Raw genomic sequence first — 18,417 nt, 5'->3', positions numbered from 1 at the left:
CCCATATTCATCACCTCACTTAATTTCTTCAGGAGTTAAGAATTTTAGGTTTTCTCCTTCTAAAGCTTTCTTTGCTTTCTCAGTATCCTCAACTTCAGCAATAAGATAGGCTTTTTTTCTTGTTTCTGCAACATACACAGCAGCACTTTCTATGTTAATTCCCTTTGATGATAATATCTTTACAACCTCATAAAGTCCTCCGGGCTGATCTTTCATTTCTATTCCTATTGCTTCATTTAGCGATACTGTAAAGCCCTTTTCCTTAAAAAGCTTAAAGGCTTCATTCCATTTGTTAACTAAAAATTTTATTACTCCAAAGCCGTTAGTGCTTGTAATTGAGAAAGCAAGTATGTTTATATCAGCCTCAGCAAGTACTTTTGTAATTTTTTCAAGTCTTCCGGGCTTGTTTTCAGCAAAAATCGATATCATATAAACTTTACTCATTGAAACCTCCTTAAAGCGTTCTATTGTCAAATACTCTTTTTGCCTTGCCTTCACTTACAGGAAGTGTGCCGGGTTCAAGTAACTCAACTTTTGGCTTAACCATAGTTGCAGAGCGGATTTTCTCAATTATTTCTTCTTTAATCTTTATAAGTCTCTCTATCTTACCGTCAAAAATTTCTTTGTCTATCTCAACTTTGACTACCAACTCATCAATTGGCTCTAAGACAATCTGATAATTCTGAGCTACTCCCTTGATACTCATCAAAATCTGCTCTATTTGCTGAGGGAATATATTTACACCCTTCACAATAAACATATCATCGGATCTGCCTAAAATTCTTGCAATTCTTCTGTGTGTCCTTCCGCATCTGCATGGTTCTGGTATTATTCTTGTCAAATCTCTTGTTCTGTATCTAATAAGAGGCATTGCTTCTCTGTTAAGAGTGGTTAGAACAAGCTCTCCTATCTCTCCATCAGGCACAGGCTCTCCAGTTTCTGGATTAATTACCTCAAGCAAGAAATTATCTTCCCAAATATGTAAACCGTTTTTATAAATACACTCAAAACCAACCCCAGGACCGTTCATTTCTGTCAATCCGTAACAGTTATATACATCTATGCCCAATAAATCCTCTATTTTTCTTCTTGTCTCCTCTGAGTATGGCTCAGCACCCAAATAGGCTCTTTTTAATTTCAAGTCTTTGCGAGGGTCAAGCCCTTTATCAAATATCACAGAGGCAACATAAAGAGCATAGCTTGGAGTTATATGAATCATTGTAGTTCCAAAATCTCGCATTAAATTGATCTGCCTTTCAGTGTTTCCCGGTCCTGCTGGAATAACAAATATTCCAACCTTTTCTGCACCATAGTGCATTACAAAAGCACCGGTGAAAAGACCATAGGTCATTGAGTTTTGTAAAATATCACCTCTACGGGCTCCTGTCATAACTAAACATCTTGCAATTAGTTCAGCTGAGTTATTTATATCTTTTTTTGAGAAAAAAATAGCCTTTGGCTTGCCTGTTGTACCGCTTGATGTATGAACCCTGATAACTTTTTCAACAGGTATGGTTAAAAGACCAAAGGGATAGTCAACATAAAGGTCTTCTTTGGTTGTAAATGGAAGCTTTCTGACATCTTCAAGGCTTTTTATATCATCAGGCTTAATATTGGCTTGATTAAATTTGGCTTTATAGTGGGGGACTTTTTGATAGACTCTTCGGAGAGTTTTTTTTAACCTTTCAAATTGAAGCTTTTCAAGTTGTTCCCTCGGTAAAGTTTCTACTTCCTTGTTCCAAAATTGCATTTTCTTTTGCTAACCTCCTCCCTTCTTGAAATGCTTTTATATTAAGCTCAACTGTTTTAGGCGGAACTGAGTTTTGAATCACCTCAAGCCATTCTTCTTCTTTGCAATCTAATTTACAATCCAAAAATGCCGACAAATAGCCAATAACAACTGAATTTTCTACCTTTACATTTCCTATTTCTTTGGCAACCTTTTCTGCATCAATTGGAAAAACTTTAAATCCTTTTTCCATCAGAAATTGTTCAATATTCTCGGGATATTTTACATTTTCCAAAGCTGCGGGAGGTATTTTTTTTCTGTTTAAAATAATAATGCCTGAGGGTTTTAAAAATCTCAGATATCTTACAGCTTCCATTTCTTCCAAAGCTACAAGAATATCCGCTTCACCATAAGGGATTGAGGGTGAAAAAACTTTCTTTCCAAATCTTATATGTCCCAGAACACTACCGCCTCTTTGAGCCATTCCGTGTAATTCACTTTCTTTTACATCATATCCGCTTTGAAAGGCTACATGGGTAATAATTCTACTTGCAAGAACAATTCCCTGCCCACCTGTGCCAACCATTATAATGTTTGTAACTGACATGTTGAAAATTTTAACACAAATCTTTTTAATTTGACAATGGGCTTAATTTTATGATATACATATTAATGATTGGGGAGTCGTCTAACGGCAGGACGGCAGACTCTGGATCTGCTTGTAGGGGTTCGAATCCTCTCTCCCCAGTAGTTTAGACGGTCCCATCGTCTAGCCAGGTCCAGGACGTAGCCCTCTCAAGGCTAAAACACGGGTTCGAATCCCGTTGGGACCGTTTTTTTAATGTAAACAAATGAATATGAAAAGATTCATAGTATTATCAATTTTTTTTATTGTTGCTTTGAGCTTTGCTCCTTCATTCGGAGCAACCTTTCGCATTGACTCAAATACAAACATCATTGGCGAGATCAAAAAGCATGTGGTTCAAAATAGAGAATCTTTAATTGAAATTGCCCGTCTTTATAATCTTGGTTACAACGAAATAACAGAGGCAAATCCTCATCTTGACCCATTCGTACCCGGAGAAGGAAAAACAGTCACCGTGCCAACTTTTTGGATTCTTCCTGACAGACCGAATAATTTCAATGGAATAATAATAAATCTTTCCGAGATGAGGCTTTATTATTTTTATAAAAAAGGCAAAGAAGAGTTTGTTACAACATTCCCTATTGGAATAGGGGATGACGGGACTGAGACTCCTGTTGGAAAATACAAAATTAGCCACAAAATGGTTAATCCTCCTTGGTATGTTCCAGAGTCAATAAGACAGGAAAGACCCGAGCTTCCTGCTGTAGTTCCACCCGGTCCTGAAAATCCTCTTGGAACGCATGCAATGAGGCTTTCAGGATTGAGTTATTTAATTCATGGAACTAATAGACCTTGGGCTGTCGGAAGAAAAGTAACGCATGGATGCATAAGGCTTTATCCTGAGGATATTCCAAAGCTCTTTGAAATGGTTCCTGTTGGAACAGAAGTTATTATTGTAAGGCAACCTGTAAAGGTTGCAAAAATTGGAGATGATGTCTATGTTGAAGTGCATTGGGATGATCAATTAAAAGACTTTGATTATCTGCAAAATGCTACTGAACAGCTTGCAAAAAAAGGATTATTAAAATCCGTTGATACATTTAAGCTTTATTATGTGATTAAAAAGAAAACAGGAATTCCTACCTCAGTAACTACAAAAAATAAGCCACAGGTCATACAATCAGACCTGTGGCTATGAAATAAAAATTATTTCTTCTGCTGAAGTTCAAATGCTTTTCCAGCCTTCTGTGCTGCAGCCTCTGCTCTTGATGCTGCATCTTCAGCTCTCTTTGCTGCATCTTCAGCTCTCTTTGCTGCATCTTCAGCCTTCTTTAATGCCTCATCAGCCTTTTTGCAACAAGCATCAATCTTTTTGTCAAGGGCGTCTACTTTGCTTTCAAGCTTTCCAAGTCTGTCAACTATTGGATCAATTTCCTGCTTTACATAATCCTTTGATGCGCAACCAAATGCGACTGCAAACATGACTGCTAATGCAATAGCTAATAATTTCTTCATTTCCCTTTCACCTCCTTTCAAAATTTTTTATATTCATAATTTACACTAATTTTTATTTTTTTGCAACCCTTCTGTCCCACCCCTAAAATAGAAATAGAAATCTACTAAAATAGAGAGGCTCCTTTGTGTATAATAGTTTATATGGAAACAACAAAATCACCCATTGGGTGAACTATTATACACAAGGAGCTTAAGATATGATAAAACAAACTCTGCTTAATTTCAAGTTTAAAAGAACAGATGAAAAGTTAACTCCCCATGCAGGAGCTACTCTTTTTACAGAATTCATGTTGGCTTTTGGAGTTAAAAAGCTTATTCAGAGGATAATGCCATCTCCGGGTTCAAACAGAGGATATGATGCTTGGCAATATATTCATCCCATCGTTCTTATGTTACTTGCAGGAGGAAGACACATAGATGATTTAAGAGAAATTGCTGAAGATAAAGCTTTAAGGGAGAGCACTGGCATGGGAAAAGTCCCATCAAGCTCTGCAGTAGGTGACTGGATAAGAAGAAGTGGCAATGGCGAAGGCATAGTTAAATTGAAAACAGTTATAGATAAAGCAAACAGGAAAGCATTGCAAATACATGAAGCGAAAGAATATACTCTTTGGTCAGACCCTACAATAATAGAGACTGAAAAGTATGATGCAAAGATGACCTATAAAGGGGTGAAGGGGTACAAACCTATAGTTACCGCATTTAAGGAGTTGCCCATTATCGTTTATCATGAGTTTAGGCATGGGAATGTAGCGGGAGTTCCACTTCAAGCACTTTCACATGCATATGAACTGTTGCCTGAAGGAAAAAGGATAAAGCATGCCTGTCTTGACAGTGAGTTTTACACAGCAGAAGTAATAAATTTTCTCAGAAGCAAAGGCACAACATTCAGTATAGTAGCAGATAAGACAGGGGCAGTGATGGATGCTATAAAGAGAATAAAGCATTGGAGAGAATTGAGGACAGAGGAAGGGATACTTACAAACAGACAGATAGGGGAGACAGTGCATGTTATGAAGGGCACAGAGGCATTCAGGCTGGTTGTGCAGAGGTGGAAGAAAGAGCAGATAGATTTATTTGATAGCGAGCCTTATTGTTACCATGTGATAGCAACTGACAGAGAAAGTTCAGCAGAAGAAGTTGTATGGGAGTATAACAAGCGGGGGCAGATGGAGAATATCATTAAGGAATTAAAGAACGGGATAGGGATGGAGAGTTTACCCAGCGGAGAATTTGAGGGAAATGCGATGTGGTTTTGTCTTGGAGTGCTTGCATATAATGTTTTTGTTTTGAAGAGGGAGCTTATTTTACCGCAAGAGTATAAGAACAAGACTATAAGCACAATAAGGTGGTTTTTTATAGAGATAGCAGGGAAAATGGTAAAACATGGCAGAAGGTTATGGCTTCATGTATCAACCACAGTTGAGAAATTTAATCTTCTACTTCATATAAGAAAAAAAATAATGGCATTTGTATAAGAAGAGTATTTGCAAGATAAAATGATAAAAAAATAGAGCAATAAAAAACAAACACGGGTGAATATTGTCTAAAAAGGCAAGTTTGAGGTTAATTAATAGGTGAAAATTATAAAAAAGAGAGAAAAAAATAGGGAAAATTATTACGAAAAGGAAGAAATAGGAGGACATAGAGGATAATTTTAATAAAAAATTGTCCTGAAAAGGGTCAAAATAAAACTGTCAGTTTTCTATCTCTATTTTTGGGTCCCACCGAAAAATAGAGATAGACACTCGTCACTGCGAGCCCCCTGTTGCGAGCGATAGCGTGGCAATCCACAACATCGTCACTGCGAGCCTCCGAAGGAGGCGAAGCAGTCTCTAACTGGTGAATTGTGATTCGTGGATGGTGGATGGTGAACACCTCTCCGTAATTGCGAGGATACCCCCCTCCGTCATTGCGAGCGAAGCGAGGAGGAAGCAATCTTGCCTTTTCCCCTTCAAAGAGATTGATTCGCATCATTGGGATGCTCGCAATGACAGCAAAAAATACTGAATTTGAAAATGGTTATGCCAATTATTGGATTTCTATCTCTATCTTTTGGTAAAAATCAAAAATGGCGATATAATTTAAAAATGGCTATGAATATTTGAATAAATGTTTTTGCTGTCATTAAGAGGCTCGCAGGACATTTTTATCCGTTATTGCGAGCAGTGCAAAGCGAGGCAATGCCGTTCCTTATTAAAAGAGGAAGTAGAGACTGCTTTGTGACTAAAGTCCACCCCAATGACTACTTTTTCAGTCATAACGAGGCATCGTAAGATGCCACAGTGATCTTTTCTTGGGAAGAAAAAAACGAAATTTCCTCGTACACTTCGTGTTATCGCAATTACTAATTAAAAAATATCCTCACAATGACGATGAGGGGGTTATTGCGAAGCATCCGATAGGATGACAAAGCAATCTTTATGCTATTTCGTAGAGACTATTGCAAGCCAAAGTATGGCGAGCATTCGCGATAACGCAAGAGAATCGCTAAATTTAGATTATAATAAATTTTAAGCTTTTAAAATAGGAGGGGAAACCTTTGAAAAAAGAAATAAGATTTCAGTGTATTAAAACTTGCTCATCTGTTTGCTGTGGAGGAGCAACTATAATAACTTTGCCAGAAATAAACAAACTATACAAACTCTTTCCAATCACAATTGGTTTTAGAAAAATCTATCCTGTAAATGATACTCACAGAGATTATCTAAAAGAACTAACATTTAGCTATAAAAATTTTTTCATTATTGGTGACTTCATTGCAGGTAACAGGTTCAGAGCAAAATGCAGAATGCTCAAAAACTCGCTTTGCTCAATTCATAATGATTTAAAGCCTCTTCAATGCAGAACTGTTCCTTTTTCCATCACTTTCCCTGAAGAAATGCAAGATTTGGTAATCAGAGAAAGAAGAAACAAAGCTTTCAGAAAATGCGAAGGTTTTAAGGGGAATTTTCCTGTTATATGGGATGGCTACTTTCTTGAAAACTCATTGAAAACAGCATTTTATACTTTACGGGAGAATTTTTCTGCACAAAGTGAGTTGATGGAAAAAATCTTTGTAACCCTTGAGAAAAATCCTTTCTTTAGCAAATTTATTCTTTTCCCAGACGGTTTTCTTGAAATCCCAATCCCTTCTGAGTTTTTTGAAACACTTTTAATAGACAATATAGCAGAATTTATAAAAAGCCAAAGACAACTTTTTATAAGAGAAATAGGAAGTGATAAAGACAAATCATTTTTGTTCATTGAAGCTTTAAAATTTTTTGAAAAATAAAAAGCCTAAATTATCTAAAATATAATAGCCTAAAAACAGGGTAATCCCAAAAATAGCGATAGAAATCCAATAATTGGCATAACCATTTTCAAATTCAGTATTTTTTGCTGTCATTGCGAGCATCCCAATGATGCGAAGCAATCTTTTTGAAGGGGAAAAGGCGAGATTGCTTCGCTTCGCTCGCAATGACGGGGAGGAGAGAGAGATTGCTTCGCCCCAGATTGCCACGCTATCGCTCGCAACAGGGGGGCTTGCAGTGACTAGTGTCTATCTCTATTTTTGGGTAATTTATTAAATTTACAAATTTTGCTCTTTTTTTGTTAAAATATAAAATCTCCCGTTAATCGGGAGAATTTATTTTTTGAGGTTTTAGAATGAAAATAGAGGTCTTTGATATACCAGAAGAAGGTTTAGATATTGAGATTACTGAATCTCCAGCTCTGGAGGGTATGCGGATCACAACCCCCTTTAAGGCGATTCTTCGTATTGACAAAAAGGGAGATAAAGTTCTTATAAAGGGAGTTGTAAGTGGAGAGATTGAGCTTCAGTGTAGCAGATGTCTTAAAGACTTTATAATGCCTATTAAGTCATTAGTAGATATTTCCTATCATCCAATAGAGGAACTTAATAAGGAAGAGCTAATTGAACTGAAAAGAGATGAGATGGAAGTAGCTTTTTACAGGAAAGGGATTATAGACACAGAGGATATAATTCGTGACCAGATTTTATTGAATATACCAATGAAACCTTTATGTTCAGAGGACTGTAAAGGTTTATGCCCAATATGTGGCAACAATTTAAATGAATTTGATTGTGGATGTCAAAAAGAAGAAATAGACCCAAGATTTGCGGTATTACAATCACTTTTAAGGAGGACAAAAACAAATGGCTAATCCAAGACATCGTCATACTCCATCAAGAAGGGACAAGCGTAGAGCAAATTGGTTTAAATTAAGCAGTGCCAATTTAACTCTGTGTCCTGAGTGCAAGGAGCCAAAATTACCCCATCGGGTTTGCCCGAATTGTGGTTCTTATAAGGGCAAAAAATTCTTAGAGGTTGAAGAGTAATCTCAAAATGCTCAAAATTGCTGTTGATGCAATGGGGGGCGATTATGCCCCCGAAGTAAATATTCTTGGCGCTCTGGAAGCTGTTTCTGAACAAGAAATAGAGGTTATACTGGTAGGTAACGAAGAAAAAATCAAAGAAGCCCTCCCAGAAAAAAGAAGATTAAGAGGTAAAATTTCAATCCTCCACACCGATGACCAAATTCTGATGGAAGAGAGTGTTTCATCGGCAATAAGAAGGAAGAATACTTCTATGAGAAAAGCTGTTGAACTTGTCCGAGCAGGCAAGGCGCAGGCTGTATTAAGTGCTGGTAATTCTGGTGCAATGATGGCTTTGAGTTTTCTACTTATCGGTAAACTTCCAAATGTTGAAAGACCTGCGATTGCCACAGTAATGCCATGCCTGAAAGGACATTTTATTCTCCTTGATGCTGGAGCAAATGTTGACTGCAAGTCTGAACATCTTGTGCAGTTTGCTTATATGGGAGAGGCTTATCATAAAGCTCTTTTTAATTCAACATCACCTCGTATAGCTCTTTTGAGTATAGGAGAAGAAGACACAAAAGGGAATGAGGCAACCAAAGAGGCATTTAAAATTCTTCAAAAATCTAATCTTAATTTCACAGGAAATATTGAAGGCAAAGACATATTCTTTGGCTCGGCTGATGTTGTTGTATGCGACGGATTTGTTGGAAACATAGTTCTAAAAGTTGGCGAAGGACTTGCCGAGGCGCTGATGAAAATGCTTAAAAGAGAAATTACAGAATTGATAACAGGAAAGCTTGGGTATATGATGATAAAGCCTGCTGTAAAAAGTTTTCGCAAAAAAATTGATTATTCTGAATACGGCGGAGCTTTACTCTTGGGTATCAACGGCACGAGTATAATATGTCATGGAAGGTCATCAGCAAAGGCTATTAAGAATGCAATAAAAGTAGCCAGTGAAATGGCAAAGAAAGAAATATATAAAAGAATTTCAGAAAGCTTAATGGCAACGGAGGTTATAAATGAAAGCTAAAATAATAGCAACAGGCTCTTATACTCCTGAAAAGGTGCTTACAAATTTTGACCTTGAAAAAATGGTTGATACATCAGATGAATGGATAACAGAGAGAACAGGCATTAAAGAAAGAAGAATCGCCTCTTCTGAGCAAGCAACAAGTGACCTTGCCTACGAGGCTTCCATGAAAGCATTAAATAGAGCTGGACTTACTCCAGAAGATATAGATTTAATAGTTTTAGCTACGGTCACTCCTGATATGCTCACACCCTCAGGAGCATGCATGCTTCAGATGAAGCTCGGAGCAAAAAATGCAGTAGCCTTTGATATAAATGCAGCCTGTTCAGGCTTTATTTTTGCTCTTTCCGTAGCCGAGAAATTTATAAAAACAGGAGTTTACAAAAGGGCTCTTGTTGTTGGAGCTGAGACTCTATCAAGATTTACTGACTGGACAGACCGTAGCATTTGCGTTTTACTGGCTGATGGTGCTGGAGCAGTAATTCTTGAAGGCACAGAAGAAGACGCTGGAATAGAAATAATTGACATATTCTCAGACGGAACAATGTGGGACTTTATTCACATGCCTGCTGGTGGTTCAAAAATTCCTGTGGATGAAAATGCAATAAAACAAAGATTAAACTTTATTAAGATGCGGGGAAATGAAACATTTAAGGTAGCAGTCAAAACCCTTGAAGAAGTTGTTGAAACAACCCTTAAAAAAGCAGGCATAAACTCCTCCCAACTGAGCCTTCTTGTTCCTCATCAGGCAAACATAAGAATTATTCAGGCAATGGCAAATCGTCTCGGTCTTTCAATGGATAAAGTTATGGTTAACATACACAAATACGGTAACACATCTGCTGCATCAATACCAATTGCCTTAGATGAGGCTTTTGAGATGGGAAAAATAAAGAAGGGAGACTATATAATGCTCGCTGCCTTTGGTGCAGGACTTACATGGGGTGCTGCACTGATTAAGTGGTAGAATTACTGTTTTTCTTATTGCTTTTTTCATTTTTATATTTGTGTATATGCCAAAGCCTTAAGAGTCTTTCTATTCTCTCTTTGAATAACCATACGATTAACATAAATACAGTGGCTATACCTGCAAGGCTAAAAAACTTCTCATATTCATGATGCCTAAGATAACTTCCACCAATAGACAAAAGCACTGTTCCAAGAAGTCTTCCTACTCCTGCAATAACAGTAAATTCAAGCAAAGAAAGCCTGCTTAACCCGAGAAAATAGCTAAGATAATCCTTTGGGAAACCGGGCAAGAGAAACAAAAAAAATACAAGAAAAGCTCCTTTGTGATGGAGAAGATAGTCAAATTTACCTAAAATAGCTTTGTCAACAACCCTTTCAACAAAGGGTCTGCCAAATTTTCTTCCAAGAATAAAAGCAAGCATTGAACCAAGAGTAAGTCCGATAGAGGAAAGAATGATTCCACCTAAAGTTCCATACAAATAACCACCAAGAAGACCTGTAACTTCTCCGGGAATAGGTGCTGCAACAACCTGAAAAGCCTGAAGGATAACAAAACCTATAAAACCAAATGGTCCAAGAGATTTGATAAAATTTTTAAGCTTTTCTTCATTGAGAAAAAAATCTATAATCCCAAATTCGTAAGATAAAAAAACGATTAAAGAAATAAGCACTGCGAGGAGAAATAACCTCAACAGTGCTCTCAATGTAATTTTATTTTTTGTCACCCTTTAATTTCTCCAAAAACGGAGTAACTAAGTCCATTGGAAGAGGGAAAAGTATAGTTGAATTCTTTTCAGATGAAATCTCTTTAAGAGTCTGCAAATATCTTAACTGCAATGCTGCAGGTTCTGATGAAATAATTCTTGCTGCCTCTGTGAGTTTCTCTGCTGCCTGTAATTCTCCCTCAGCATGAATAATCTTAGCCCTTCTCTCTCTTTCTGCCTCCGCCTGTCTTGCCATAGCCCTAAGCATTTCCTGTGGAAGGTCAACATTTTTAACCTCAACAGCGGTAACCTTTATTCCCCATGGTTCAGTCTGCGAATCTATGACCCTCTGAAGCTCAGCGTTAATCTGTTCACGATTTGTAAGAAGGTCCTGCAATTCACTCTGTCCCAAAATACTTCTTAGAGTTGTCTGGGCAATCTGACTTGTTGCATAATAAAAATCCTCAACTGCTGTAACTGCCTTAATTGGGTCAATTGGTCTAAAATAAACAACCGCATTAACCTTGACAGAGACATTATCCTTAGTAATGATATCCTGAGGCGGAACATCCATTGTAACAATTCTTAAACTTACTTTGACCATTTTATCAATTACAGGCCAAATTAGCACTAAGCCTGGACCTTTCACAGGTATAATCCTTCCAAGTCTAAAAACAACTCCTCTTTCATACTCCTTCAACACCTTGATTGCACTGCTAAGCACATAAATAACCAAAAAAACTATTACAATCAATGTTAAAAGCGAAGTTTCAAAGAACATACCCACCTCCAATGGTTTTTGATTTTATTTTGAAAATTCCTTTGTAAAATCTATTATTCTTTCAATTGTCTCTGAAGATAGGTCGTGCTCAATTTTATGAACATCTCTAAGTGCAGTTTCAGGACTGACTTTCAAAATTTGGGTTAAAAAATTGTATAGAATTTGTTTTCTGCTTTCTATCTGTTTTGCAATTTCAAGTCCTTCTTCAGTCAAAGTAATATAGCCATATTTTTGATAATTTATTAATCCCTTTTCTGAAAGACTCTTTGCAGCAATTACAACGCTTGAAAGCTTTACATTTCTTCTTTCAGCAATATCTTTAATTCTTACAACAGGAGCAGATTTTAGAACTTCATAAATCTCATAGAGATAGTCTTCAAGATTTTCAGTAAGCTCTAATTTAATTTCATTTTTCACACTAAATTATAACTTTTTAATCCCTTCGTTTGCAATCACCAGATTTTCATCAAAAATAGAGATAGAAATCCAAAAATTGGTATAACCATTTGAAAATTAAGTATTTTTTGCTGTCATTGCGAGCATCCGAAGGATGCGAAGCAATCTCATCTTTTTCCTTTTCACTCCTCACTCCTTCCTTCTCACTTCTCACTTTTTACGTATTACAAATGTTTAGAGATTGCTTCGGGACTTCGTCCCTCGCAATTGAAGGTGAGGGTGGTCATTGCGAGGCATCCGTCAGGATGCCGAAGCAATCTCTGCTTAAAATAAGTTCTGTCGCTCTGTAGCACTGTCGCTCTATGGCACTATGACGGCGAGATTGCTTCGTCGCTGACGCTCCTCGCAATGACGGAAAAAGAGACGCTCCTCGCAATGACGGAGAGAGGAACGCAATGACGAGAAGGGAGAGGAGATTGCTTCGCTTCGCTCGCAATGACGGGGAGAGGAACGCAATGACGAAAAGGGTGGGCATTGCGAGGCAGACTGAAGGGCTGCCGAAGCAATCTCTAAAAAGTTTGTTTCACTATATTCACATTGGCAGTCTAACAAAGATTTTGTATAAAATCTCACAATTCAGGATAAACAATAGTAGTTAGGGTAGGGTGGGATAGAATATTTAATTGTTTTCTGAAATGCGTTTACTGTATTCACCGCCAATTACTTTGTAAAGATTAATAAGATTTGCCTGTTTTGATAACTTAAGACTATTTAGTTGTTGCTGTGCCTGAAACAATGCTCTCTGAGCATCAAGCACACTTAAGTAACTGTCAACCCCATTTTCATACCTTATTTTTGCAAGTCTGTATGTTTCTGAAAGTGAATTAACATAAGAGGAAATTGCCTGTATCTGCTCATCAATTGTGCCTTTTACTGCCAATGTGTCAGCAACTTCTTTAAATGCTTTCTGAATTGCCTTTTCATAATTTGTCAAAGCAATCTCCCTTTCAACCTTTGCAGCCCGATGGGCAGCCCAAACCCTTGCATCAAATATCGGCATTACTGCAGAGGGCTGGAATTTCCATGTCTTTGTTCCAGATTCAAATAGCCCTGAAAGCTCTCTGGATGCTGTTCCAAAAACCGTTGTAAGGGAAATTCTTGGGAAAAATGCTGCCCTTGCGGCACCTATCTGTGCATTGTATGCTTTAAGCATATGCTCTGCTGCCATGACATCAGGACGACTGAGTAACACTTCAGATGACAGTCCCACAGAAATATCTTGAGCTGGAGTTATGCTTTCCAAACCTTCAGGTAAAAGCTCATCTGGGAGTATTTCACCAACAAGAAAGTCAAGAAAGTTTTTGTCCTGTGCAACTGCCTGTGTGTACCTTGCAACAGCCTCTCTTGCTATATCTACCTGAGTTTTTGCCCTGTGAAGGTCTATTTCAGAGATAATACCAGCTTCATATCTCTTCATCATAAGCTCATACATATTCTGCTGGCTTTTCTGTGTTTCCTTTGCAAGCTTTAGATTTTCATTGTCCGTTGCATAAGTGTAATATGCAGTTGCTACTGCTGAAATAAGAGAGAGTTTTGCAGCCTTGTAGTTTTCCTCTTGTGCAAAATACTGCTCCAAAGCCATTTCACCAAGACTTCTCAGTCTTCCAAACAGGTCAATCTCCCATGAAGTAATTCCTACAGTAACATTGTATCTTGAACTTATCTGAGCCTTGCCACTATTAGAAAGTTCAGCAGGCGTTCTTTCTCTGCTACCAGTTCCACTTAAATCTAATGCAGGCAATAGCTCTGCCCTTTGAATTCCATAATAGGCACTTGCTTGTTCAACATTTAATGCAGCAAGTTTAAGGTCTCTGTTGTTTTTGAGAGCTTTTTCAATAACTTGGCAAAGCTTATCATCTCGTAAAAATTCTTTCCAGCTTAGCTCAAATGCCTTTGGAACGCTTTCATGTTTTATTGAACTGTAAGCATCACCTTTGGGCCATTCTGAAGGAATAGGAGCAGATGGTCTCTTGTATTCTGGAATCATTGTGCAGGCTGATAAAAAAAGGGCTATAAAGATTATGCTTATACTTTTTCTCATTTTACTGTTTTAACCTTAAATAGATTTAAAACAAGCACAAAGAAAAGAGGCACAAATACAATGCTTACAAATGTTCCTGCAATTACTCCGCCTTCAATGGCAACACCAATTGCATTCATTGCTCCAGAGCCAGCTCCTCTTGCAATGGCAAGTGGTAGAATTCCGAAGAAAAGCGCAAGGGAGGTCATAATAACAGGTCTATATCTTATCGTTGCTGCCTCTAAAGTTGCTCTACGGAACTCTTCTCCTTGCTTTATTTTATCCCTTGCAAACTGAATTATAAGAATTGCATTCTTTGATGAAAGACCCATAGTTACAAGAAATCCTATCTGAAAATAGATATCATTACTAAGTCCTGCAAGCCATGTAGCCAATGCAGCACCGAATATACCAATTGGCAGCAATATTAAATTTGTAATCGGGATTGTCCAAGACTCATAAAGGGCTGCAAGGCATAGAAATATAACAAATATAGAAAAAGCATAAAGAATTGGTGCCTGTCCTGTGGCAAGTCTTTCCTGATAAGAAGAACCTGTCCAAGCATGTCCAACTCCCTTTGGAAGCTTAGAGATAATTTCTTCTACAGCCTTCATAGCCTCACCAGAGCTGTATCCTTTCGCAGGCTCACCCCATATATTCAGAGAAGGAAATCCATTGTACCTTTCAAGTCTTGGTGAACCATAAATCCATCTACCTGAGGCAAAAGAGGAAAATGGAACCATTTTACCTTCGTTATTACGCACATATAGACGATTCAAGTCCTCTGGAAGCATTCTATAAGGAATATCTGCCTGAACATAAACTCTCTTTACCCTTCCACCCTTAATAAAATCATTTACATAGCTGCTTCCAAACGCAGCTGAAATAGTGTTATGAATTGAAGTTATAGGTATGCCAAGTGCTCCTGCTTTTTCCCAGTCTATATCAACTTTGTATTCAGGTATATCATCAAGTCCATTTGGTCTTACATTTTTCAAACGATTATCCTGATTTGCAAGATAAAGAAACTGGTTTCTTATTTCCATCATCTTCTGATGCCCAAAACCTCCCATATCCATCAGCTGAAGGTCAAATCCTGTGGCATTTCCAAGTTCTATAATTGATGGAGGAGGGAAAACAAATATCATAGCTTTCTTGTTCTGAGAAAAATGCATCATAGCCCTTTGCTGAATAGCCTTTACCCTTAAATTTGAGCTATCTCTAAGATGCCAGTCTTTCAGCTTTATAAATGCCATCCCAGAAGACTGAACTCTTCCCGAAAAGCTCATTCCTGCAACAGTGATTATGGAGTCAACTGCATCTTTTTCTTTTTCAAGAAAATAGTTTTCAACCTCTGACAAGACATTCTTTGTCTGTTCCAGAGTAGCTCCAGAGGGAAGCATAACCTGTGCAAGCATCATTCCCTGATCTTCATCAGGTAGATAGGATGTAGGTAGCTTAAACAAAATAAAACCAAGAGAGGCAACAATAAGTATATAAATGAAAATGTAAACAGGAACTTTGTGGAAGGAGTTTTCAACAGTTTTTGTATAGATGTATCTTGACTTAAAAAACAAATTATAAAACTTCTCATAAATTAGATTGAAGTAGTAGAATATGTTTTTCCTTTCACGGGAGACTGGAGAATGACTCCTCAAAAATGTTACGCAAAGAACAGGAGCGAGAGTTAGGGCAACAAAAACAGAAAGAAGCATGGCTGAAATGATTGTTACTGCAAACTGACGATAGATTATTCCAGTTGAGCCTTTGAAAAAAGCCATAGGAGCAAAAACAGCAGATAGCACAACACCTATTCCAATCAAAGCACTTGCAATTTGATCCATTGATTTTATTACTGCTTCTCTTACGGGAAGTTTTTCCTCACGCATAATTCTCTCTACATTTTCAACAACTACAATAGCATCATCAACAAGAAGTCCTATTGCAAGAACCATTGCAAACATTGTAAGCATGTTTATTGAATAACCCGCTATTCCAAGAACTGCAAATGTTCCTAAAAGCACAACAGGAACAGTGATGGTTGGTATAATTGTGGCTCTAAGGCTTCCAAGAAACAGCCACATTATAAGAAAAACAAGAACAATGGCTTCAATAAGTGTTTTAACGACCTCTTTTATGGCAACCTTTGTAAATGGAGTTGTGTCATAGGGATAAACAATTTTGACACCTGCAGGAAAGTTTCTACTTAGTTCCTCCATTTTTTTCTTAACTTTGTCAGCCACATCAAGGGCATTTGCTCCGGGAAGAGGTCTTACTGCAAGAGCAGCTGCAGGTTTTCCATTATAAAAAGCTTCTATGTCGTAATAATCTGTTCCAATCTCAACCCTTGCAACATCTTTTATCTTTACAGTTGAACCATCAGGATTTACTCTTACAGGAATTAAAGCAAACTCCTGAGGCTCTTTAAGCATGCTCTGAACAATTATTGGTGCATTTAGTCGCTGACCTTCCTTTGCAGGTGCTCCACCAATCTGCCCACCTGAGACTTCAACATTGTAAGCTCTTAAGGCAGAGACAATATCGCTAATAGTAAGTCCATAGCTTACAAGTTTGTGAGGTTCTACCCATATGCGCATTGCATATGGAAATCCGAAAGTTTCAACTTCTCCGACACCTTCAATCCTTGCAAGAACCTTTTCTACATTTGACTTTAGATAGTCTCTTAAATCATAAGCATCAAGCCTTCCATCCTCTGAGATGAGGGATACTATCAAAAGATAGTTTCTTGTTGCTTTACCTACGCTTATTCCTGTTTTTTGTACTGCCTCAGGAAGGCTTGGCATGGCAAGTTGAAGCTTGTTTTGCACCTTTGCCCAAGCAAGGTCAGGGTCTGTTCCGGGTTCAAAGGTTAGCTCAATTCTGCAGGTTCCTGATGAATCACTTGTCGCAGACATATAAATCATTCTATCCAAGCCTGTCATTTTTTCTTCAATGATTTGCGTTACACTGTTTTCAACTGTTTCAGCAGAAGCACCGGGATAGGTTGCCTGAATATAGATTGAAGGTGGAGCAAGTGATGGATACTGGGCAACAGGTAAATTATATATTGCAAGAGCACCTGCTCCCATTATTGCAATAGCAATAACCCAAGCAAAAACAGGTCTGTCAAGAAAAAATTTATAAAGCATCATTTCACCTTTTGTTGATTATATGGAACAGCTTTAACAGGAACTCCGGGCATCATCATTATTTTTTGAACTCCTTCAACTACCACAAGTTCTCCCTGTTGAAGCCCTTCTGTAACAAGCCACTTATCACCTATTGCCCTGTCAACTTGTATAGGTCTTTGGATGACTTTGTTTTCTTTGTCAACTAAATATACAAAAGGATTTCCCTTATGATCGCGAAAAACTGCCTGCTGGGGAATAAGAATAGCCTGCTTATTTATTCCCTCACGAATTATAGCCCTTACAAACATTCCTGGAAGTAAAATCCCCTTTGGATTTGGAAATATTGCCCTGAGTGTTACTGAGCCTGTTGTAGGATCAACGGTTACATCTTTAAACTGCAAAATTCCTTCAAGTGGATACTCAGAGCCATCTTCTAAAACAATTTTTACCTTATTTTGCTCTTTCCCTGCATATTTAATCCTTCCCTGCTTCAGTCTTTTTTCAAGTTCTCTCAATTCCTTTGTTGACTGAGGGATGTCCACATAAATAGGGTCAAGCTGTTGAATTTTTGTTAACTCCTGAGCCTGATAAGCAGTTACAAGAGCACCTTCTGTAACATTTGATTTACCAATCCTGCCTGATATTGGAGCAGTTATTTTTGTATATCCAAGATTTATCTGTGCCTGCCTTACCTGTGCCTTGAGTGCTTCAATTTCTGATAGAGTTTGCTCATACTGTGCCTTTACATCGTCGTATTCCTGCTTGCTTACAGCATTAACCTTTATAAGCTCCTGATAACGTTCATATCTTGCCTTCACTGATTGAAGAGTTGCCTCAGCCCTTGAAAGTGCTGCTTTTGCATTATCATAAGTTGCCTTGTATGGTGCAGGATCAATCAAATACAAGACTTCTCCAGCCTTAACATTACCTCCTTCTGTGAAATATCTTTTGAGAATAATTCCACTTACCTGAGGCCTTATTTCTGCTACTCTGTAAGGAGATGTTCTTCCCGGAAGCTCTGTTGTAAGCACTACTTCCTCAGTTTCAACTTTTATAACAGATACCTCTGGAGACATTGGCATTTGAGGTTTTTTCTTTTCGCATGCTGAGACTATAGGAACTAATAAAATTAAAATTAAGACAAACGCTCTTTTTACATCCATCTTCAC

Annotated in this window: 19 protein-coding genes and 2 tRNA genes; 9 read left to right on the top strand and 12 right to left on the bottom strand. The window is 37.8% G+C overall.

Features of this window, described 5'->3' with window-relative positions; translation table 11 throughout:
* Positions 1 to 15: 15 nt before the first annotated feature.
* From ACYQ3P_RS02025 to ACYQ3P_RS02015, 3 genes are read right to left on the bottom strand one after another with little or no spacing between them, the layout of a single operon-like run.
* Positions 16 to 444: an ACT domain-containing protein gene (locus tag ACYQ3P_RS02025; protein WP_460176287.1), complete on the bottom strand. Its 429-nt coding sequence runs from the start codon at positions 442 to 444 to the stop codon at positions 16 to 18.
* Between the two features lie 10 nt (positions 445 to 454).
* Positions 455 to 1,750 carry a phenylacetate--CoA ligase family protein gene (locus ACYQ3P_RS02020; RefSeq protein WP_460176286.1) on the bottom strand — a complete coding sequence of 432 codons (1,296 nt, stop codon included), beginning with the start codon at positions 1,748 to 1,750 and terminating at the stop codon, positions 455 to 457.
* Complete coding sequence (locus ACYQ3P_RS02015) at positions 1,701 to 2,336, bottom strand: indolepyruvate oxidoreductase subunit beta (RefSeq protein ID WP_460176285.1); 636 nt, start codon at positions 2,334 to 2,336, stop codon at positions 1,701 to 1,703. The genes ACYQ3P_RS02020 and ACYQ3P_RS02015 overlap by 50 nt, the downstream gene beginning before the upstream one ends.
* 70 nt (positions 2,337 to 2,406) lie before the next feature.
* Here ACYQ3P_RS02015 and ACYQ3P_RS02010 point away from each other — a divergent pair.
* The 3 genes from ACYQ3P_RS02010 to ACYQ3P_RS02000 all read left to right on the top strand — a co-directional run bounded on the left by ACYQ3P_RS02010 (position 2,407) and on the right by ACYQ3P_RS02000 (position 3,513).
* Positions 2,407 to 2,477: transfer RNA gene (locus ACYQ3P_RS02010), tRNA-Gln, on the top strand.
* Positions 2,478 to 2,487: 10 nt separating this feature from the next.
* Positions 2,488 to 2,562 (top strand) — tRNA-Glu (locus tag ACYQ3P_RS02005).
* 24 nt (positions 2,563 to 2,586) lie between these two features.
* Positions 2,587 to 3,513, top strand: coding sequence for a L,D-transpeptidase family protein (locus ACYQ3P_RS02000; protein WP_460176284.1), 927 nt, complete (start codon positions 2,587 to 2,589; stop codon positions 3,511 to 3,513).
* Positions 3,514 to 3,521: 8 nt separating this feature from the next.
* On the opposite strand, the gene ACYQ3P_RS01995 is transcribed toward ACYQ3P_RS02000, so the two are convergent.
* Positions 3,522 to 3,830 carry an alanine-zipper protein gene (locus ACYQ3P_RS01995; protein WP_460176283.1) on the bottom strand — a complete coding sequence of 103 codons (309 nt, stop codon included), beginning with the start codon at positions 3,828 to 3,830 and terminating at the stop codon, positions 3,522 to 3,524.
* Positions 3,831 to 4,027: 197 nt separating this feature from the next.
* On the opposite strand from ACYQ3P_RS01995, the gene ACYQ3P_RS01990 reads away from it, so the two are divergent.
* Complete coding sequence (locus ACYQ3P_RS01990; RefSeq protein WP_460176282.1) at positions 4,028 to 5,308, top strand: IS1380 family transposase; 1,281 nt, start codon at positions 4,028 to 4,030, stop codon at positions 5,306 to 5,308.
* A gap of 1,064 nt (positions 5,309 to 6,372) precedes the next feature.
* Positions 6,373 to 7,104, top strand: a complete 732-nt coding sequence (locus ACYQ3P_RS01985) for a hypothetical protein (RefSeq protein ID WP_460176281.1) — start codon at positions 6,373 to 6,375, stop codon at positions 7,102 to 7,104.
* Here ACYQ3P_RS01985 and ACYQ3P_RS01980 read toward each other — a convergent pair.
* Positions 7,084 to 7,332, bottom strand: a complete 249-nt coding sequence (locus ACYQ3P_RS01980; RefSeq protein WP_460176280.1) for a hypothetical protein — start codon at positions 7,330 to 7,332, stop codon at positions 7,084 to 7,086. The two genes, ACYQ3P_RS01985 and ACYQ3P_RS01980, sit on opposite strands and share 21 nt — an antisense overlap.
* Before the next feature lie 146 nt (positions 7,333 to 7,478).
* On the opposite strand from ACYQ3P_RS01980, the gene ACYQ3P_RS01975 reads away from it, so the two are divergent.
* Genes ACYQ3P_RS01975 through ACYQ3P_RS01960 form a run of 4 tightly spaced genes read left to right on the top strand, consistent with a single transcriptional unit; the run spans position 7,479 to position 10,154 of the window.
* Positions 7,479 to 7,997, top strand: coding sequence for a YceD family protein (locus ACYQ3P_RS01975; protein ID WP_460176279.1), 519 nt, complete (start codon positions 7,479 to 7,481; stop codon positions 7,995 to 7,997).
* Positions 7,990 to 8,172 (top strand): 50S ribosomal protein L32, encoded by a 183-nt coding sequence (gene rpmF / locus ACYQ3P_RS01970; RefSeq protein WP_460176278.1) that lies wholly within the window; start codon positions 7,990 to 7,992, stop codon positions 8,170 to 8,172. The genes ACYQ3P_RS01975 and rpmF overlap by 8 nt, the downstream gene beginning before the upstream one ends.
* 7 nt (positions 8,173 to 8,179) lie before the next feature.
* Complete coding sequence (plsX, locus tag ACYQ3P_RS01965; protein ID WP_460176277.1) at positions 8,180 to 9,187, top strand: phosphate acyltransferase PlsX; 1,008 nt, start codon at positions 8,180 to 8,182, stop codon at positions 9,185 to 9,187.
* Positions 9,177 to 10,154, top strand: coding sequence for a beta-ketoacyl-ACP synthase III (locus tag ACYQ3P_RS01960; protein WP_460176276.1), 978 nt, complete (start codon positions 9,177 to 9,179; stop codon positions 10,152 to 10,154). Before plsX ends, ACYQ3P_RS01960 begins: the two co-directional genes overlap by 11 nt.
* Here ACYQ3P_RS01960 and ACYQ3P_RS01955 read toward each other — a convergent pair.
* The 7 genes from ACYQ3P_RS01955 to ACYQ3P_RS01925 all read right to left on the bottom strand — a co-directional run bounded on the left by ACYQ3P_RS01955 (position 10,144) and on the right by ACYQ3P_RS01925 (position 18,411).
* Positions 10,144 to 10,881: a TVP38/TMEM64 family protein gene (locus ACYQ3P_RS01955; RefSeq protein ID WP_460176275.1), complete on the bottom strand. Its 738-nt coding sequence runs from the start codon at positions 10,879 to 10,881 to the stop codon at positions 10,144 to 10,146. The genes ACYQ3P_RS01960 and ACYQ3P_RS01955 overlap by 11 nt on opposite strands.
* On the bottom strand, positions 10,868 to 11,641 hold the full coding sequence (locus ACYQ3P_RS01950) for a slipin family protein (protein ID WP_460176274.1): 774 nt from the start codon (positions 11,639 to 11,641) through the stop codon (positions 10,868 to 10,870). The genes ACYQ3P_RS01955 and ACYQ3P_RS01950 overlap by 14 nt, the downstream gene beginning before the upstream one ends.
* Positions 11,642 to 11,665: 24 nt before the next feature.
* Complete coding sequence (locus ACYQ3P_RS01945; RefSeq protein ID WP_460176273.1) at positions 11,666 to 12,058, bottom strand: metal-dependent transcriptional regulator; 393 nt, start codon at positions 12,056 to 12,058, stop codon at positions 11,666 to 11,668.
* A gap of 49 nt (positions 12,059 to 12,107) precedes the next feature.
* Positions 12,108 to 12,251 (bottom strand): hypothetical protein, encoded by a 144-nt coding sequence (locus ACYQ3P_RS01940; RefSeq protein WP_460176272.1) that lies wholly within the window; start codon positions 12,249 to 12,251, stop codon positions 12,108 to 12,110.
* A 465-nt stretch (positions 12,252 to 12,716) separates the two neighbouring features.
* Complete coding sequence (locus ACYQ3P_RS01935) at positions 12,717 to 14,138, bottom strand: efflux transporter outer membrane subunit (RefSeq protein ID WP_460176271.1); 1,422 nt, start codon at positions 14,136 to 14,138, stop codon at positions 12,717 to 12,719.
* The gene (locus ACYQ3P_RS01930; protein ID WP_460178032.1) at positions 14,135 to 17,266 is read right to left on the bottom strand and encodes an efflux RND transporter permease subunit; all 3,132 of its coding nucleotides are present in this window, start codon (positions 17,264 to 17,266) and stop codon (positions 14,135 to 14,137) included. Before ACYQ3P_RS01930 ends, ACYQ3P_RS01935 begins: the two co-directional genes overlap by 4 nt.
* The gene (locus ACYQ3P_RS01925; protein WP_460176270.1) at positions 17,266 to 18,411 is read right to left on the bottom strand and encodes an efflux RND transporter periplasmic adaptor subunit; all 1,146 of its coding nucleotides are present in this window, start codon (positions 18,409 to 18,411) and stop codon (positions 17,266 to 17,268) included. Before ACYQ3P_RS01925 ends, ACYQ3P_RS01930 begins: the two co-directional genes overlap by 1 nt.
* Positions 18,412 to 18,417 lie beyond the last annotated feature (6 nt).

It is taken from the genome of Thermodesulfovibrio hydrogeniphilus (assembly GCF_054657355.1).
The sequence above is the reverse complement of the archived record's forward strand: the minus strand, read 5'-3'. Positions and strand labels throughout refer to the sequence as shown.

Coding starts and splice junctions, on each gene's coding strand:
- ACYQ3P_RS01935 (WP_460176271.1), bottom strand. CDS start 14,138: ATGAGAAAAAGTATAAGCATAATCTTTATAGCCCTTTTTTTATCAGCC.
- ACYQ3P_RS01925 (WP_460176270.1), bottom strand. CDS start 18,411: ATGGATGTAAAAAGAGCGTTTGTCTTAATTTTAATTTTATTAGTTCCT.
- ACYQ3P_RS01990 (WP_460176282.1), top strand. CDS start 4,028: ATGATAAAACAAACTCTGCTTAATTTCAAGTTTAAAAGAACAGATGAA.
- ACYQ3P_RS02020 (WP_460176286.1), bottom strand. CDS start 1,750: ATGCAATTTTGGAACAAGGAAGTAGAAACTTTACCGAGGGAACAACTT.
- rpmF (WP_460176278.1), top strand. CDS start 7,990: ATGGCTAATCCAAGACATCGTCATACTCCATCAAGAAGGGACAAGCGT.
- ACYQ3P_RS01995 (WP_460176283.1), bottom strand. CDS start 3,830: ATGAAGAAATTATTAGCTATTGCATTAGCAGTCATGTTTGCAGTCGCA.
- ACYQ3P_RS02015 (WP_460176285.1), bottom strand. CDS start 2,336: ATGTCAGTTACAAACATTATAATGGTTGGCACAGGTGGGCAGGGAATT.
- ACYQ3P_RS01975 (WP_460176279.1), top strand. CDS start 7,479: ATGAAAATAGAGGTCTTTGATATACCAGAAGAAGGTTTAGATATTGAG.
- ACYQ3P_RS02000 (WP_460176284.1), top strand. CDS start 2,587: ATGAAAAGATTCATAGTATTATCAATTTTTTTTATTGTTGCTTTGAGC.
- ACYQ3P_RS01960 (WP_460176276.1), top strand. CDS start 9,177: ATGAAAGCTAAAATAATAGCAACAGGCTCTTATACTCCTGAAAAGGTG.
- ACYQ3P_RS02025 (WP_460176287.1), bottom strand. CDS start 444: ATGAGTAAAGTTTATATGATATCGATTTTTGCTGAAAACAAGCCCGGA.
- ACYQ3P_RS01950 (WP_460176274.1), bottom strand. CDS start 11,641: ATGTTCTTTGAAACTTCGCTTTTAACATTGATTGTAATAGTTTTTTTG.
- plsX (WP_460176277.1), top strand. CDS start 8,180: ATGCTCAAAATTGCTGTTGATGCAATGGGGGGCGATTATGCCCCCGAA.
- ACYQ3P_RS01930 (WP_460178032.1), bottom strand. CDS start 17,266: ATGCTTTATAAATTTTTTCTTGACAGACCTGTTTTTGCTTGGGTTATT.